Raw genomic sequence first — 15652 nt, forward strand, 5'->3', positions numbered from 1 at the left:
GACCGCTCCCCTGCGCGTCTGCCGACCGCTCCAGCGGAGGTCGCTCCTAGACTCGGCGTGTGGACACCGCCGTGACCGACCCCGTGGTCGGCTGCGTCCTCGAGGGGCGCTACCGCCTCGAGGAGCGGCTGGCGCGCGGCGGCATGTCCACCGTCTACGCCGCCACCGACCTGCGGCTGCACCGCACCGTCGCGGTCAAGGTCATGGCCGAGCACCTCGCCCACGACCCGACGTTCGTGGGCCGCTTCACCCGCGAGGCGCGCGCCGCGGCGATGCTCAGCCACCCCAACGTCGTCTCGGTCAGCGACCAGGGCAGCGACCAGGGGCTGGTCTTCCTCGTCATGGAGCTGGTCCGCGGCCGCACGCTGCGCGACCTGCTGCAGGCCCGCGGCCGGCTCACCGTCGCCGAGGCGTTCGCCGTCCTCGAGCCGGTGCTCTCCGGGCTGGCCGCCGCCCACCGCGCCGGCATCGTGCACCGCGACGTCAAGCCGGAGAACGTGCTCATCGGCCACGACGGCACCGTCAAGGTCGCCGACTTCGGCCTCGCGCGCGCCGTCGTCGGCACCGGCCAGACCAGCCACACCGGCGGGATGCTCATCGGCACCGTCGCCTACCTCTCCCCCGAGCAGCTCGAGCGCGGCCGCGCCGACGCCCGCAGCGACGTCTACGCCGCCGGCCTGGTGCTGTTCGAGATGCTCACCGGCCACCCGCCCTACGGCGGCGACACCCCGCTGGCGGTGGCCTACCAGCACGTGCACCACGACGTCCCCGTGCCGTCGGCGGAGGTGCCCGGCGTGCCGTGGCAGGTCGACGAGCTGGTCACCCGCACCACCCGCCGCGAGCCCGCCGTCCGGCCGCTGGACGCCGGGGCGTTCCTCGCCGACCTCGAGGACGTGCGCACCGACCTGGGCCTGGCCCGGGTGCCGGTGCCCACCGGCCGCAGCTCCGCCGGTCCGGCCACCATCCGACCGACCAACCGGCCCCCCCGCCGCCAGCAGACCGAGCCGGGCGCCGCCGACCCGGGCACCGAGGTGCTCGGCAGCGGCCGGCCCGCGCGCGGCGGGCGCACCAGCATGCTGCCCGGCATGGGCGCCGGCCCGACCACCGACGTCGGCGGGCGCCGGCCGGCCCCCGCCGTGCGCCCGGGCCTGGCCCCGCACTTGCGCCGGCGCCGCGCGCGGCTGGCGCTGGCGGTCGTGCTGCTGCTGGCGGTCACCGTGGGCGCGGTCGGCTGGTGGATGGGCTCGGGCCGCTGGACGCAGGTGCCCTCGCTCGTCGGCGCCGACCGCGCGGCGGCCGAGGACCTGCTGCAGGGCGCGGGCCTGGACCCGGTGTTCCTCGACGAGCAGTTCAGCGAGACCGTGCCCGAGGGCGAGGTCATCTCCGCCGACCCCGACGGCGGGGAGGCCATCCGCGGCACCGACGTCGAGCTGGTCGTGTCCCGGGGCCCCGAGCGCTTCACCGTCCCGCCCGAGCTCGTCGGCCAGCCGATCGAGGCGGTGCGCGGGGCGCTGCAGGGCATCGCCGTCGTCCCGACCGAGGTGCCCGACTACGACGACGAGGTGCCGGTCGGGTCGGTCACCGGCTTCGACCCCGAGCCCGGCACCGAGCTGCGCCGCGACCAGCCGGTCACCGTCTACGTCAGCCGCGGCCGCGCGCCGGTCGACGTGCCGAACGTGATCGGCCAGGCCGCCGACGCCGCGCAGTCCAACCTGGAGTCGCTGGGCTTCACCGTCGCCCGCACCGAGGGCCGCAGCGCCGACGTCGGCACCGGCCAGGTCATGGCGGTGACCCCGGCGCCGGGGCAGGAGGCGCCCTACGGCAGCGAGGTCACCATCCAGGTGTCGATCGGCGTGCCGCAGGTCACCGTCCCCGACGTCACCGGTCAGCGCGCCTCCGACGCGGTCGCCGCGCTGGAGGCGGCAGGGCTGGAGGTGACCACGTCGACCTTCATCACCGGCGACCGGGTCTACCGGCAGAGCCCGGGCGGGGGCACCGTCGTCGACCAGGGCAGCGAGGTCAGCCTGCTGCTCAGCTTCGGGTGAGCGCGACCCCCGTCGGCGCGCACGTCCAGGTGGCCGGCGGCCTGGCCACCGGCGGGCTGCGCTACACCGACGACGTCGGCGCGCAGGCCGTGCAGGTCTTCGTCGGCAACCCGCGCGGCTGGAGGCGCAGCGCCGGCGACCCCGCACAGGACGCCGCCTTCGTCGAGGGCCTGGCCGAGCGCGGCGTGCCCTCGTTCGTGCACACGCCGTTCCTGGTCAACGTCGGCTCCCCGACGCCGGCCACCGTCGACCGCTCGATCGAGACCGTCGCCGCCGACCTCGCCCGCGGCGTGCAGCTCGGCGTGCGCGGCGTCGTCGTCCACGCGGGGTCGGCCGTCGACGAGGACCGCTACGAGGCCGCACTGCGGCAGCTGCACGAGCGGCTGCTGCCGGTGCTCGACGCCCTCCCCGACGACGGCCCGCGGCTGCTGGTCGAGCCCACCGCCGGCGGCGGCCGGTCGCTCGCGGCCACCGTCGAGGACCTCGGGCCCTACCTCGCCGCGCTCGACTGGCACCCGCGCGTCGGCGTCTGCCTGGACACCTGCCACGCGTGGGCGGCCGGGCACGACCTGGCCACCCCCGGCGGGACGACGGCCACCCTCGACGCGCTCGAGGCCACCGTCGGCCGGGGCCGGCTCGGGCTGGTGCACGCCAACGACTCCCTCGACGAGCGCGGGTCCCGGCGCGACCGGCACACCACGATCGGCGCGGGCTCGATCGGGGTGGCCGCCTTCGCCGAGCTCATGGGACACCCGTCGCTGGCCGGGGTGCCGGTCGTCGTCGAGACCCCCAGCGCCGACGGCGGCCACGCCCGCGACATCGCCCTGCTCCGCGCCCTGCGCGACGGCCACCCGCTGCCCGAAGCGGCCTGAGCCCGCCGCTCCTCCCGTCGAGATCGCGTGATCTCGACGCCCAGGCGCCCCGGAGGCGTCGAGATCCCGTGATCTCGACGGGCACCGGCGGGGACACCGCCGCGGCGCGCCCGGGGAGCAGGACACGCCGCGCTCACGCTGCGGGTTCGCCGCATCACTTGCGGTGATGTGCGACACCGCGTTGGCTCGGAACACCTCGCGGCCGCCCGGCCGCGGGGAGCCTCACCGAGGAGCCGTCCTTGCCCACTCGTCGCACCCTGGCCGTCGGGATCGTCGCCGTCCTGGCGACCGCCGGCCTCGGCGTCACCGCGAGCCCCGCCGCGGCCGCACCGCCCGACGGCGGCCCGCGCGCCACCTACGTCGTCACCGTCGACGGCTCGGCCCTCCCCGCCCAGGCGGCCGAGCGCGCCCGCGGGCTCGGCGGGCGGGTCGACCACGTCTACACCGCCGCGCTGACCGGCTACGCCGTGACCCTGCCGGAGGCCGCCGCGAGCCGGCTGGCGGAGCTGCCGGGCGTGGTCTCCGTGGAGCGCGACCAGGTGGTCACCACCGGGGCCACGCAGTCGGACGCGCCGTGGGGCCTGGACCGCACCGACCAGCGTGACCTGCCGCTGAGCACGACCTACGGCTACACCGCGACCGGCAGCGGCGTCACCGCCTACGTCATCGACACCGGGATCGACGTCGCGCACACCGACTTCGGCGGCCGGGCGGTGTCCGGCTACGACGCCGTCGACGGCGGGTCGGCCGACGACTGCAACGGGCACGGCACCCACGTCGCGGGCACCGTCGGTGGCACGCGGTACGGCGTGGCCAAGGGCGTGAGCCTGGTCGGCGTCCGGGTGCTCGGCTGCGACGGCAGCGGCACCACCTCCGGCGTCGTCGCGGGCATCGACTGGGTGACCGCCCACCACCAGGCCGGCGCCCCCGCGGTGGCCAACATGAGCCTCGGCGGCGGCGCGAGCACCGCGATCGACACCGCGGTGCGCAACTCGATCGCCGACGGCGTCACCTACGCGGTCGCGGCGGGCAACGGCAACTCCGCCGGCGTCGCGCAGGACGCCTGCACCTCCTCCCCCGCGCGGGTGCCCGCGGCGCTCACGGTGGGGGCGACCGACCGCACCGACACGGCGGCGTCGTTCAGCAACTACGGCTCCTGCGTCGACCTGCTCGCCCCCGGCGTCGCGATCACCAGCGCCTGGCACACCGGCACGACGGCGACCAACACGATCAGCGGGACGTCGATGGCCACGCCGCACGTGGCCGGGGTCGCCGCGCTGTACCTGTCGGTGAACCGGTCCGCGACGCCCGCCGCGGTGGCCACCCAGCTGAACGGCACGGCCACGACGAACCACGTGAAGCTCTCCCGCACGGCCGAGCGGGCCGGCACGCCGAACCGGCTGCTGTTCGGCGCCTACTGACCCGCGGTACGACGGCGGCCGCCGTCCCCACCAGGGGGACGGCGGCCGTCGGCACGTGTACGGCACAGGAAGCTCTCCGCACGTCCCCGGGGCCGGGACGTGCGGAGAGCTCCCTGTGCCCCGGTCAGCGGTCGAGGAGGGCGGCGAGGACGTCGCCGGCGCGCTCCACGGCGGCACGGTCGACGTCGAGGTGCGTGACCAGCCGGATCCGGCGGGCGCTGACCCGCGAGACCAGCACGCCCTCCGCCTTGGCGGCCTCGGCCACGACCGGCGCGTTCACCCCGTCGAGCACGACCATGTTCGTCTCCACCGTCGCGGGGTCGACGCCGAGCCGCTTGGCCAGCAGCCGCGCGTGCTCGTGGTCCTCGCCCAGCCGCGGCAGGTGGTGGTCCAGCGCGTACGTGCAGGCTGCGGCGAGCACGCCGACCTGGCGCATGCCGCCGCCGAGCCGCTTGCGCCACAGCCGGGCGGTGGCGATGCGCTCGGCCGAGGCGACCAGCACCGACCCGACCGGCGTCCCGAGGCCCTTGGAGAAGCAGACCGAGGCGGTGTCGGCCAGCCGGCCGTAGGTGGACAGCGGCACGCCGGAGGCCACGTGCGCGTTCCAGACCCGGGCGCCGTCGAGGTGGACGGCGAACCCGCCCTCGCGGGACCGGTCCCAGAGCCGCTGCAGCTCCTCCAGCGGCTGCACCAGCCCGCCGCCACGGTTGTGCGAGTTCTCCACCGCGACGGCGGCGGTCGCCGTCAGGTGCCAGTCGTCCCTCGGCCGCACCTGCGCGACGAGCTGGTCGGCGTCGAGCCGCCCGCCGGCGGAGACGACGGTGCGGGTGGAGATGCCGAAGACCGCCGCCGCGGCGCCCATCTCGTAGGTGACCACGTGCGCGTCGGCGTCGCAGAGCACCTCCTGGCCGGGCTCGCAGACCAGCCGCATGCCGATCTGGTTGCCCATCGTCCCCGACGGGACGAACAGCGCGGCCTCGTGGCCGAACAGCTCCGCCGTCCGCTCCTCCAGCGCGCGCACCGCGGGGTCCTCGGCGTAGACGTCGTCGCCCACCTCGGCCTCGGCCATGGCCCGGCGCATGCCGGGGGTGGGCCGGGTGACGGTGTCCGACCGCAGGTCGATGAAGGAGGTCATCCCGTCACTCTTCCCGGCCCCGCTGCAGGGGCCCGCCGTGAGCGTGCGAACGGTGGGGGGCAGCGGGGTCCTTCATCCACGCAGCATCTCCGCGACGAGGAAGGCGAGCTCGAGGGACTGCCCGGTGTTCAGCCGCGGGTCGCAGGCGGTCTCGTACCGGCTGTTGAGGTCCTCGTCGCTGATCTCCATGGCCCCGCCGAGGCACTCGGTGACGTCCTCGCCGGTGAGCTCGACGTGGATGCCGCCGGGCCAGGTGCCCAGCGCGCGGTGGACGTCGAAGAAGCCGAGGACCTCGTCGACGATCCGGTCGAAGTGCCGGGTCTTGTAGCCGGTGGAGGACTCGTGGGTGTTGCCGTGCATCGGGTCGCACTGCCACACCACCTGGTGGCCGCTGGCGGTGACCTTCTCCACGATGGCCGGCAGCACGTCGCGGATCTTCCCGTTGCCCATGCGGCTGATCAGCGTGAGCCGGCCGGGGACGCCGTCGGGGTCGAGCCGCTCGACGAGCTCGGTGGCCTGCTCCGGCGTCGTCGACGGGCCGATCTTGACGCCGATCGGGTTGGCGATCCGCGACATGAACTCCACGTGCGCGCCGTCGAGCTGGCGGGTGCGCTCACCGATCCAGACGAAGTGCGCCGAGGAGGCGTAGGCGCGGCCCTCGTGCACCCGCACCAGCGCCCGCTCGTAGTCGAGGACGAGCCCCTCGTGGCTGTTGTAGAGCTCCACGCCGCGCAGCGCGGTGTCGTCGACCCCGCAGGCCTTCATGAACGCCAGCGCCCGGTCGATCTCGCGGGCGATGACCTCGTAGCGGACGCCGGCCGGCGAGCTGGCGACGAAGTCCTTGTTCCAGTCGTGGACGGCGTGCAGGTCGGCCAGCCCGCCGCGGGCGTAGGCGCGGATCATGTTCATCGCCGCGGCCGCGTTGGCGTAGGCGCGCACCAGCCGGTTCGGGTCGGGGACCCGCTTCTCCATCACCGGCTCGATGGAGTTGATCATGTCGCCGCGGTAGGAGGGCAGGCCGAGCGCGTCGGTGTCCGACGAGCGCGGCTTGGCGTACTGCCCGGCCACCCGGCCGACCTTGACCACCGGCACGCTCGCGCCGTAGGTGAGGACGACGGCCATCTGCAGCAGCGTGCGCGTGGTGCTCTGCAGGTGGGCGTCGGTGTTGAGGTCGAAGGTCTCCGCGCAGTCCCCGCCCTGCAGCAGGAACGCCCGGCCCTGGGCCACCTCGGCCAGCCGGCCGCGCAGCTCGTCGACCTCGCCGGGCGCCACGATCGGCGGCACTGTCGACAGCGTGGCGAGCACGGTGTCCAGGGTGGCGCGGTCGGGCCACGTCGGCTGCTGGGCGGCGGGGAGCTCCCGCCACCGGTCCAGACCGGGGACCGACTGCGCGGACTCGAGCAGGTTCACGCCCCGAGGGTACGGCCGCCCGGCCGGGCGGCCGCAGCGCCGTCAGCCGAAGAAGACCTCCGCCTCCCGGTAGCGCTCCAGCGGCACCAGCTTGAGCGCCGCGGTGGCCTCGCTGATCGGCACCGGCACCACGTCGGTGCCGCGCAGCGCCACCATCACCCCGGACAGCCCCGCGTCGACGGCGTCGACGGCGGCCAGGCCGAAGCGGGTGGCCAGCACCCGGTCGAACGCCGACGGGGTGCCGCCGCGCTGGATGTGCCCGAGGACCACCGCGCGCGACTCCCGGCCGGTCCGCTCCTCCAGGACGGCGGCCAGCGCGGCGCCGATCCCGCCCAGCCGCACGTGCCCGAAGGCGTCGGTCTGCCCGGTGGAGGTGACCAGCGCGCCGTCGGCCGGCCGCGCCCCCTCCGAGACGACGACGATCGGCGAGTACCCGGACTCGAAGCGGTGCAGGCAGTGGGCCACGACCGCGTCGACGTCGAAGGGCCGCTCGGGCACCAGCACCACGGTGGCGCCGCCGGCCATCCCGGCGTGCAGCGCGATCCAGCCGGCGTGCCGGCCCATCACCTCCACCACCAGCGTGCGGTGGTGGCTGTCGCCGGTGGTGTGCAGCCGGTCGATGGCCTCCATGGCGACGCCGACGGCGGTGTCGAAGCCGAAGGTGTAGTCGGTGCCGTCGAGGTCGTTGTCGATGGTCTTCGGCACGCCCACCACGCGCAGCCCGCCCTCCGACAGCTTCGCCGCGACGCCGAGGGTGTCCTCGCCCCCGACCGGCACCAGCGCGTCGATGCGGTGCCGCTCGAGGGTGGCCAGCACGCGCTCGGGGCCGCCGTCGAGGGCGTAGGGGTTGGTGCGGGAGGTGCCGAGCACGGTGCCGCCGCGGGGCAGCAGCCCGCGCACGGCGGTGAGGTCCAGCGGCACGGCGTCGTCCTCCAGCACGCCGCGCCACCCGTCCCGGAAGCCGACGACCTCGGCACCGGACCCGGTGGCCTTCCGCACCACCGCGCGGATGACCGCGTTGAGGCCCGGGCAGTCCCCACCGCCGGTCAGGATCCCGATGCGCACGACGCCTCCCAGAGGACGAACCGCAGGTCAGCGCCGATCCTGCCGTAGCCGGACCGCGCGAGGAATCACCTGGCGGCAGGATCGTCGCGTGGACGCCGCCGACCTGCTCGCCGCCATGCCCTTCGCCGTCGCCACCGGCGTCGAGCTCGACTCCGCCGCCCCCGGGGAGGTGGTCGGCCGGCTGCCCTGGGCCCCGCACCGCTGCACCGCCGGCGGGGTGCTGCACGGCGGCGCGCTGATGACCCTGGCGGACTCGGTCGGCGCCGTCTGCGCGTTCCTGAACCTGCCGCCGGGCGCCTCGACGGCGACGCTGGCCTCGGCCACCTCGCTGCTGCGCGCCGTCCGGGGCGGCACCGCGCACGCCACCGCCCGGCCGCTGCACGTGGGGGGCACCACCGTCGTCGTCCTCACCGAGGTCACCGACGACGACGGCCGGGCGGTCGCCTCGATCACCCAGACGCAGGCCGTGCTCGGCGCCCGTCCCGCGGGCTGACGACCCGGGCGGCCTCCATCGCCCGCCAGCGGGCGAGGTTGTAGCGGGCGTCGACGAGCGCGTCGTGGGTCCCGGTGGGCTTCGGCGGGAGCTCGGGCTGCCCGAGGTCGTCCCAGCGCTGCCGCAGCTCCCGGGTGAAGCGCGGCACCGCCCGCGGCAGCGCCGTCATCGGGCCCCACAGCTGGGCCATCGCCACGTGGTCGTAGGCGGCGAACCACGCCCACAGCTCCACCTCCTCGCCCGGGCCGGTGAGGAAGGCCAGCAGGTCTTCGCGGATGCGCCGGCGGCTGCGCCAGGCCCGGTCGGCCGGCGGCGGGAGCTGGTCGAGCACGTTGCGGCGCACCCAGGGGATGGCCCGGCGCTCGTCGAACTCCGTGCTGACCGCGTAGAACTCGCGGCCGGTCTCGTCGACGACGCCGATGGAGACCAGGTCGATGGTGGTCCCGTCCTCGATGAACTCGGTGTCGTAGAAGAACCGCCGCACGCGCCCACCGTAGGCGGGGCGGCGTCCGTGCACTTCCGCGGAAGTGCACGGACCGTGGTCAGCCGGCGAGGGAGTCCGGTGCGCGGTCGCCGGCCTCGTCGGCGGGCGGCTCGAGCCGGCTGACGACGTCGGAGGCGCTGGCGCCGGTGGCGTCCATCCGCTTCTTCACCTGGGCGCCGTAGACGTCGACGTACTCCTGGCCCGACAGCGTCATGATCTCGTACATGATCTCGTCGGTGATCGACCGCTCGACGAAGCGGTCCCCGGCCAGCCCCTCGTAGCGGGAGAAGTCCAGCGGCTCACCGAAGCGGACGTGCACCCGCACCAGCTTCCGGCCGAAGGGCATCCGGCGCGGGGTGTAGGTCATCGCCACCGGCACCACCGGGGCGCCGGTCTCCAGCGCCATCCGGGCCACGCCGGTCTTGCCGCGGTAGAGCCGGCCGTCGGGCGAGCGGGTGCCCTCGGGGTAGATGCCCAGGAGCCGGCCCTGCTCGAGCATGCGGATGCCGGTGCGGATCGCGCCCTCGGCGGCGGTGGCGCTGGACCGGTCGATGGGCACCTGGCCGGCGCCGGAGAAGAAGAGCCGCCGCAGCAGGCCCTTCACGCCGCGGCCGGTGAAGTACTCCGCCTTGGCCAGGAAGGTCACCCGGCGGCGCAGGGACAGCGGCATGAACACCCAGTCGGAGGCCGCCAGGTGGTTGCTCGCCAGGATCGCCGCCCCCTGGGCCGGCACGTGCTCGCGGCCCTCGGCGCGCGGCCGGAAGGCCAGCTTCGCGAGCGGCCCGATCGCCACGAACTTGAGGAACCAGTAGAACAACACGCCTCCCTGTGGAACTGCCAGACTAGGGAGCCCCGCGCCCGGGCGACAATCGGCCCCTCCGGCCGCGCGCGTCGCCCGTCCGCCGGCCCCCATCCGCCGTCCGCCGAGGAGGACCCCGTGGCCGCACCGCCCGTCCCGGCCCGGGTGCCCCCCGGTGGGGTACCCCGATGACCGGGCCGCGACGCGGACGGGGACGGCGCGACAACGGCCTCGACGCCCCGCTGTGGGCACCGCTGTGCGACGTCGACCCGCGGGTCGGCGAGCACCTGCTCGACGTGCTGCGCGAGGCCGGCATCGCCGCCTACCTGGAGCCGGCCACCGACGTCGGCCCCTACACCCGCACCGTCTTCCTCCCCAGCCCGCCGGCCGACCGGCTCTTCGTCGACCGGGCACGGCTGCGCGAGGGCCGCTCGCTGGTCGACCGGCACGCCGACGAGCACGCCCCCGCGGGCGGGCCGGCCGCCGAGCGGCGCTCCACCCGCCGCGACCTCGACGAGGACGCCGAGTGGGCGCGGATCGTGGCCGCCTACGAGGCCGAGCACGGCCGCACCGTCGTCGAGGACGCCGCCCCCGCACCCGTTCCCGCCCCCACCGAGGACGCCTCCCACCCCGACGAGCTCGAGGACGAGCACTACGAGCCGCCGCCGGCCCCGCCGGTCCCGGTGCCCTCGCCCTCGACGCTGTACGCGGTGCTGCTGGCCGCGGCCGGGGTGGTGCTGGTCGGGGCGCCCGGGGTGCTGGGCCTGACCACCGACACCGGCCTGGTGCTCGGCGTGGCCGCGCTGGTCGGCAGCGCGGGGCTGTTCCTCTCCCGCATGCGCGAGCGCTCCACCGACGACGGCGACGACGGCGCGGTCGTCTAGAGACGAGGACCTCCCTGCCCCCCACCGCTCGCAGGCTCGCGGCGGGCCCCTGCAGCGAGGCCGTGGACAGCCGGAACCGATGCCCTTCTCAGGCGGCCATCTCGCGGGCGAGGTCGGCGGCACCGACCAGCCCCGACTGCGCGCCCAGCGCCGCGGCGACCACCCGCGGCACCGGCCGGAACCCGCGGCCGGGCAGCACCCGCTCCAGCCGCTCGCGCGCCGGCCGCAGCACCATCTCCCCGAGCACGCTCACCCCGCCGCCGATGACGACGACGTCGGGGTCGAGGACCGCCGCCAGGTCGGCGATGCCCTGCCCGAGCCACTCGCCGACGTCGCTGACCAGGGCCAGCGCCACCGGGTCCCCGTCGGCCGCGGCCCGGGCGACGACCTCCCCGGTCAGCCGGGACGCGTCGCCGTCGACGCGGTCGAGCAGCCGTGCCGCCGCGGCCGGCGAGCGGGTGGCCACCTCGCGCGCGGTGGTGGCCAGCGCGGTGCCGCTGGCGTACTGCTCCCAGCAGCCGCGGTTGCCGCAGGCGCACAGCCGCCCGTCGGGGACCACCCGCACGTGCCCCCACTCCCCCGCCACCCCGTGCGCGCCGCGCTGCAGCCGGCCGCCGGCGACGATCCCGCCGCCGATGCCGGTGCCGAGGGTGACGCACAGCGCGAGGTCGGCACCCCGCGCGGCGCCGAAGCGGTACTCGGCCCAGGCCGCGGCGTCGGCGTCGTTGCCCACCCACACCGGCCGCTGCAGGCGGGCAGCGAGGTCGCGTCGCAGCGAGGAGTGCCGCCAGGCCAGGTGGGGGCTGAACAGGACGACGTCACCGGTGCGGTCGAACCAGCCCGCCGCCCCGACGCCGACGGCCGCCAGCTGCCCGCCGTGCCACAGGGCGAGCTCCTCGACCACCGCGGCGATCGCCGTCTCGGTCTCCTCCACCGACGCGGTCGGCGTCGAGCGGCGGGCGGTGGCCAGCACGGTGCCGTCGGGCGCCACGACGCCACCGGCGACCTTCGTGCCACCGACGTCGACGCCCAGCGCCGGCAGCGCGGACGCCTCCTCGCCCGACGTCGCTCAGCCGATCTCGATGTGCTGGACCGGCGCGGGCGGCGGCGCGACCGGCTCCTCCGGCGCCTCCTGCGGCGCGGCGGCGTCCTCGCGCGCGGCGGACTCGGCCGCCGCCGCGGCCAGGGCCCGCAGCGCGGTGGCGGCGCCGACCAGCGCGTCGGCGAGCGCCTCGGTGACCTCCGGCCGCCGGGCGACCGCGGCGAACTGGCACACCGGGCACCAGCGGCAGTCCCCGCCGGGGAGGTGCCCGTCCGCGCGGACCTCCGCCCACACCCGCCCCAGACCGCCCTCGCCGAGGCCGCCCTGCCCCAGGCCGGCGACCAGCCGGCGCGCCTGCTCGACCCAGTCGGTCGTCTCGCTCACGGCGTCCCCCCAGTGTCCGTGCCCGTCTCCCCGCCCGTGTGCCCGCCCGTGTCCGCCGCGACCGCCGCCAGCAGGTCGGCCGGCCACAGCTGCGGGTCCGCCACGAACCCGACCTCCAGCCGCGCCGCGGGCGTACCCGGGGCGGCGAGACTGCCCGCGGTGACCACGCACCGGCGCAGCAGCGCGTCCAGGCGCAGCGACCGCCGGGTGCCGGCGGCGCTCACCACCAGGTCGTCCGCCCAGCGGGTCAGCGTCACGTCGGCCCGCTCGGCGAAGGGCAGCGGCAGCGCCAGCCGCCAGCCGCCCTCCACCCGCTCGGGTGCCGGCAGCGGCGGGGCCGCCGGCGCACCGGCCGGGACCGGCACCTCGGGCAGCAGCGCGGCCAGCGCCCCGGCGCCGGCCGGTGCCCGCGGGGACTCCGCGACGGTCTCCAGCGGCGCGACCCCGGCGAGCGCGGCCAGCTCGGCCTCCTGCTCGGCGGCCCGCGCCGCCCACCAGCCGCCGGCACCCGCCGGCGGGTCGGGGAGCACCCGGGCGAGCACGCCCACCGGCCGCTGCCCGTGCACGGCCAGCGCCGTGGTCGCCCGGCGCAGCGCGGCAGCGGCGCCGGGCCGGGGCACCGCGACCAGCCGGACGGCGGTGGCGCCGGGGTCGGCGAGGGCGAGCCGGCCGAGCAGGTCCTCCAGCGCGGGGACGCCGTCGAGCGCGACGTCGACGGCGCCCCGCCGCACGGTGCCGGCGCGGACGGCGGCGGTGCGCACGGCGCCGAGCATCCGCAGCCGGGTGGGCAGCGCCTGCTCCAGCCACCAGCGCAGCGCGCCGGGCAGCGCGACCAGCCCGGTCGCCGCCGCCGGCGGCCCGGCGTCGAGGACCACCAGGTCGGCCCCCGAGCCGGCGGCGCGGCCGAGGGCGGCCAGCAGCGCGAGCTCCCCGGCGCCGGGCAGCGGCACGACCGAGGTGGCCGGCGGCAGGTCCAGGTCGGGGACGGCGGCGGCCAGCTGCCCGCTCCACCCGGCCCACAGCCGCTCCAGCCCGGACCGCGGGTCGGCCCGCACCACCTCGACGCCGTCGTCGGCGGTCCCGGCGGGGGGCTCCTCGGCGCTCACCAGCAGCACGCGCCGGCCGGTCCGGGCGGCGCGGACGGCGGCGGCCGCCGCGACGGTCGTGGTGCCGGCGCCGCCGGGCCCGGTGAACAGGAGGGTCTGCACGCGCTCAGCCCTCGACGCGCTTCTTGAGCTCCTTGAGCGCGGTGTCGAGGATGACCTTCTCCGCCCGCCGCTTGAGCATCCCGATCATCGGCACCGCCATGTCGACGGTGAGCCGGTAGGTGACCTCGGTCCCGCCGTCGGTCGCGGTCAGCGTGTACGAGCCGTCCTGCCGCTTCATGATCTTGCTCTGGACGAGGCTCCAGGAGACCTGCCGGTCGTCGTCCCACGTGTAGTCGAGGACGTACTCGTCGGTGAGGACGGTGGCGTCGATGACGAAGCGCACGCGGCGGGCGCGTCCGCCGGGACCGGGCTCGACCACCTCGACGGTGCGGGCCGCCCTCACCCACCGCGGATAGGCCTCGAAGTCGGCGATCACCGCCATGACGTCGGCCGCCGGGGCGGCGACGACGATCGACTGGGTGGACTGCTCGGCCATGGGCTGAGGCTAGCCGCTGCAGTTCCGCCCGCCGGGTGGACGTCGGGCACGCCGCTACTCACCGGTAGGGCCAGCCGGTAGATTCGCCGCGACGTGTCCCGCCGCGGACCGCGGGCACCGGCGCCCTGGCCGAGCGGGCAGGAAGGACCGAGCGTGCGCGAGTACAGCGTCCCGGCGACGACCGAGGTGGGCCCCGGCGCCGCCCTGACCGACATGCTGACGGAGAACGTCGAGAAGCACGGCGACGACGTCGGCCTGCGGGTGCAGCGGAACGGCCGGTGGGAGGACGTCACCTGGCGGGAGTTCGGCGAGCAGGTCGCCGGCGTCGCCAAGGGCCTCGTCGCCGCGGGCGTGCAGCCCGGCGACCGGGTCGCCCTGCAGGCCAAGACCCGCTACGAGTGGCCGCTGCTGGACTTCGCGATCTGGACGGCGGGGGCGGTGACCGTCCCGGTCTACGAGACCTCCAGCCCCGACCAGGTGGCCTGGATCCTCGCCGACTCCGGCGCCGTGGCAGCGGTCGTGGAGCGCGCCGAGCACGCCGCCGCCGTCGACTCGGTGCGCGAGCAGGCCCCCGACCTCGGCCCGCTCTACGTCATCGAGGACGACGCCGTCGCCACCCTCACCGCCGCCGGCGCCGCCGTCCCCGACAGCGAGCTCACCGCCCGCCGCGCGACGCTGGACGCCGACAGCCTGGCCACGCTCATCTACACCTCGGGCACCACCGGCCGCCCCAAGGGCTGCGAGCTCACCCACGGCAACTTCCTGTTCGAGATCGACAACGGCATCACCCTGCTCGAGCGGTTCCTCGGGAAGGACGGCTCGGTGCTGCTGTTCATCCCGCTCGCGCACGTGCTCGCCCGCGTCCTGCAGGTCGGCGCGGTCAAGACCCGCACGGTCACCGGCCACACGCCGGACGTGAAGAACCTGCTGGAGGACCTCGGCGCCTTCCGGCCGTCGTTCGTCCTCGCCGTCCCGCGGGTCTTCGAGAAGGTCTACAACTCCGCGAAGGCCAAGGCGGAGGCCGACGGCAAGGGCAGGATCTTCGACCGTGCGGCCACGGTCGCCGTCGAGTGGTCCCGCGCCCAGGACACCGGCGGCGCCGGGCTCGGGCTGCGGATCCAGCACGCGCTGTTCGACCGGCTCGTCTACGGCAAGCTGCGCGCCGCCCTCGGCGGCCGCTGCCAGGGCGCCATCTCCGGCGGCGCGCCGCTCGGCGAGCGCCTGGGGCACTTCTTCCGCGGCATCGGCGTGACCGTCTACGAGGGCTACGGCCTGACCGAGACCACGGCGGCGGCGTCGGTCAACCACGACGACGCGCTGCGCATCGGCACCGTGGGGCGCCCGCTGCCGGGCGTGTCCTTCCGCATCGCCGACGACGGCGAGATCCTCATCCGCGGCGGCGTGGTCATGCGCGGCTACTGGCGCAACGAGCAGGCCACCGCCGAGGCGATCGACGGCGAGGGCTGGTTCCACACCGGCGACATCGGCGAGATCGACGCCGACGGGTTCCTGCGCATCACCGGGCGCAAGAAGGAGATCCTGGTGACCGCCGGCGGCAAGAACGTCGCCCCCGCGGTCCTCGAGGACCGGCTGCGCGCCCACCGGCTGGTCAGCCAGTGCATCGTCGTCGGCGACCAGCGGCCCTTCATCGCCGCACTGATCACCCTCGACGCCGAGGCGCTGCCGCTGTGGCTGGAGTCCAAGGGCAAGCCGGCCGACACCCCGGTCGCCCGGCTCGTCGACGACCCCGATGTCCGGGCCGAGCTCGACGCCGCGGTCGCCGACGCGAACCGGGCCGTCTCGCAGGCCGAGGCCATCAAGAAGTACCGGGTGCTGGCCACGGACTTCACCGAGGAGAACGGGATGCTGACCCCGAGCCTCAAGCTCAAGCGCTCGGTGGTCGTCAAGGAGTTCGACGCCGAGGTCGAGGCCCTCTACGCCCGCTGATCAAGGACCCCTTGCCCCCCACCGCTC

The 15652-nt window shown here is 76.2% G+C and carries 15 protein-coding genes; 6 read left to right on the top strand and 9 right to left on the bottom strand.

Annotated features, from left to right (window positions below):
- Window positions 1-59 precede the first annotated feature (59 nt).
- The 3 genes from pknB (at window position 60) to CHC04_RS05920 (ending at window position 4338) form a co-directional block, all read left to right on the top strand.
- On the top strand, window positions 60-2045 hold the full coding sequence (pknB, locus tag CHC04_RS05910) for a Stk1 family PASTA domain-containing Ser/Thr kinase (protein WP_089402955.1): 1986 nt from the start codon (window positions 60-62) through the stop codon (window positions 2043-2045).
- Window positions 2042-2917 (top strand): deoxyribonuclease IV, encoded by an 876-nt coding sequence (locus CHC04_RS05915; RefSeq protein WP_089402956.1) that lies wholly within the window; start codon window positions 2042-2044, stop codon window positions 2915-2917. The genes pknB and CHC04_RS05915 overlap by 4 nt, the downstream gene beginning before the upstream one ends.
- Before the next feature lie 239 nt (window positions 2918-3156).
- The gene (locus tag CHC04_RS05920; RefSeq protein ID WP_089402957.1) at window positions 3157-4338 is read left to right on the top strand and encodes a S8 family peptidase; all 1182 of its coding nucleotides are present in this window, start codon (window positions 3157-3159) and stop codon (window positions 4336-4338) included.
- Window positions 4339-4462: 124 nt separating this feature from the next.
- On the opposite strand, the gene CHC04_RS05925 is transcribed toward CHC04_RS05920, so the two are convergent.
- The 3 genes from CHC04_RS05925 to CHC04_RS05935 form a co-directional block, all read right to left on the bottom strand.
- The gene (locus CHC04_RS05925) at window positions 4463-5473 is read right to left on the bottom strand and encodes a threonine aldolase family protein (RefSeq protein WP_089402958.1); all 1011 of its coding nucleotides are present in this window, start codon (window positions 5471-5473) and stop codon (window positions 4463-4465) included.
- A gap of 72 nt (window positions 5474-5545) precedes the next feature.
- Window positions 5546-6883: a class II 3-deoxy-7-phosphoheptulonate synthase gene (locus tag CHC04_RS05930; protein WP_089402959.1), complete on the bottom strand. Its 1338-nt coding sequence runs from the start codon at window positions 6881-6883 to the stop codon at window positions 5546-5548.
- Window positions 6884-6925: 42 nt separating this feature from the next.
- The gene (locus tag CHC04_RS05935; RefSeq protein WP_089402960.1) at window positions 6926-7948 is read right to left on the bottom strand and encodes an ATP-dependent 6-phosphofructokinase; all 1023 of its coding nucleotides are present in this window, start codon (window positions 7946-7948) and stop codon (window positions 6926-6928) included.
- 88 nt (window positions 7949-8036) lie between these two features.
- On the opposite strand from CHC04_RS05935, the gene CHC04_RS05940 reads away from it, so the two are divergent.
- The gene (locus CHC04_RS05940; RefSeq protein ID WP_089402961.1) at window positions 8037-8441 is read left to right on the top strand and encodes a PaaI family thioesterase; all 405 of its coding nucleotides are present in this window, start codon (window positions 8037-8039) and stop codon (window positions 8439-8441) included.
- Here the strand turns inward: CHC04_RS05940 and CHC04_RS05945 are convergent.
- On the bottom strand, window positions 8398-8925 hold the full coding sequence (locus tag CHC04_RS05945; protein WP_089402962.1) for a polyadenylate-specific 3'-exoribonuclease AS: 528 nt from the start codon (window positions 8923-8925) through the stop codon (window positions 8398-8400). The genes CHC04_RS05940 and CHC04_RS05945 overlap by 44 nt on opposite strands.
- Window positions 8926-8983: 58 nt before the next feature.
- Window positions 8984-9745 carry a lysophospholipid acyltransferase family protein gene (locus CHC04_RS05950; RefSeq protein ID WP_245817018.1) on the bottom strand — a complete coding sequence of 254 codons (762 nt, stop codon included), beginning with the start codon at window positions 9743-9745 and terminating at the stop codon, window positions 8984-8986.
- A 167-nt stretch (window positions 9746-9912) separates the two neighbouring features.
- Here CHC04_RS05950 and CHC04_RS05955 point away from each other — a divergent pair, with 167 nt between their 5' ends.
- Entirely contained in the window at window positions 9913-10608 is a 696-nt protein-coding gene (locus tag CHC04_RS05955; protein ID WP_089402963.1) for a hypothetical protein, read from the top strand.
- A gap of 88 nt (window positions 10609-10696) precedes the next feature.
- Here the strand turns inward: CHC04_RS05955 and CHC04_RS05960 are convergent, their stop codons facing one another.
- From CHC04_RS05960 to CHC04_RS05975, 4 genes are read right to left on the bottom strand one after another with little or no spacing between them, the layout of a single operon-like run.
- Window positions 10697-11650, bottom strand: a complete 954-nt coding sequence (locus CHC04_RS05960; RefSeq protein ID WP_089402964.1) for an ROK family glucokinase — start codon at window positions 11648-11650, stop codon at window positions 10697-10699.
- 27 nt (window positions 11651-11677) lie between these two features.
- Complete coding sequence (locus tag CHC04_RS05965) at window positions 11678-12034, bottom strand: hypothetical protein (RefSeq protein ID WP_089402965.1); 357 nt, start codon at window positions 12032-12034, stop codon at window positions 11678-11680.
- Window positions 12031-13242, bottom strand: a complete 1212-nt coding sequence (locus CHC04_RS05970; protein WP_089402966.1) for an ArsA family ATPase — start codon at window positions 13240-13242, stop codon at window positions 12031-12033. Before CHC04_RS05970 ends, CHC04_RS05965 begins: the two co-directional genes overlap by 4 nt.
- Before the next feature lie 4 nt (window positions 13243-13246).
- Window positions 13247-13678 carry an SRPBCC family protein gene (locus CHC04_RS05975; RefSeq protein ID WP_089402967.1) on the bottom strand — a complete coding sequence of 144 codons (432 nt, stop codon included), beginning with the start codon at window positions 13676-13678 and terminating at the stop codon, window positions 13247-13249.
- 153 nt (window positions 13679-13831) lie between these two features.
- On the opposite strand from CHC04_RS05975, the gene CHC04_RS05980 reads away from it, so the two are divergent.
- Complete coding sequence (locus CHC04_RS05980) at window positions 13832-15625, top strand: AMP-dependent synthetase/ligase (protein WP_217897194.1); 1794 nt, start codon at window positions 13832-13834, stop codon at window positions 15623-15625.
- Window positions 15626-15652: the final 27 nt, after the last annotated feature.

The sequence above is a fragment of the Geodermatophilus saharensis genome (assembly GCF_900188205.1).
Taxonomy (GTDB): domain Bacteria; phylum Actinomycetota; class Actinomycetes; order Mycobacteriales; family Geodermatophilaceae; genus Geodermatophilus; species Geodermatophilus saharensis.

Excerpts from the sequence above, each read along its gene's own strand:
- CHC04_RS05925 (WP_089402958.1), bottom strand. The coding sequence starts at position 5,473 with ATGACCTCCTTCATCGACCTGCGGTCGGACACCGTCACCCGGCCCACC.
- CHC04_RS05955 (WP_089402963.1), top strand. The coding sequence starts at position 9,913 with ATGACCGGGCCGCGACGCGGACGGGGACGGCGCGACAACGGCCTCGAC.
- CHC04_RS05975 (WP_089402967.1), bottom strand. The coding sequence starts at position 13,678 with ATGGCCGAGCAGTCCACCCAGTCGATCGTCGTCGCCGCCCCGGCGGCC.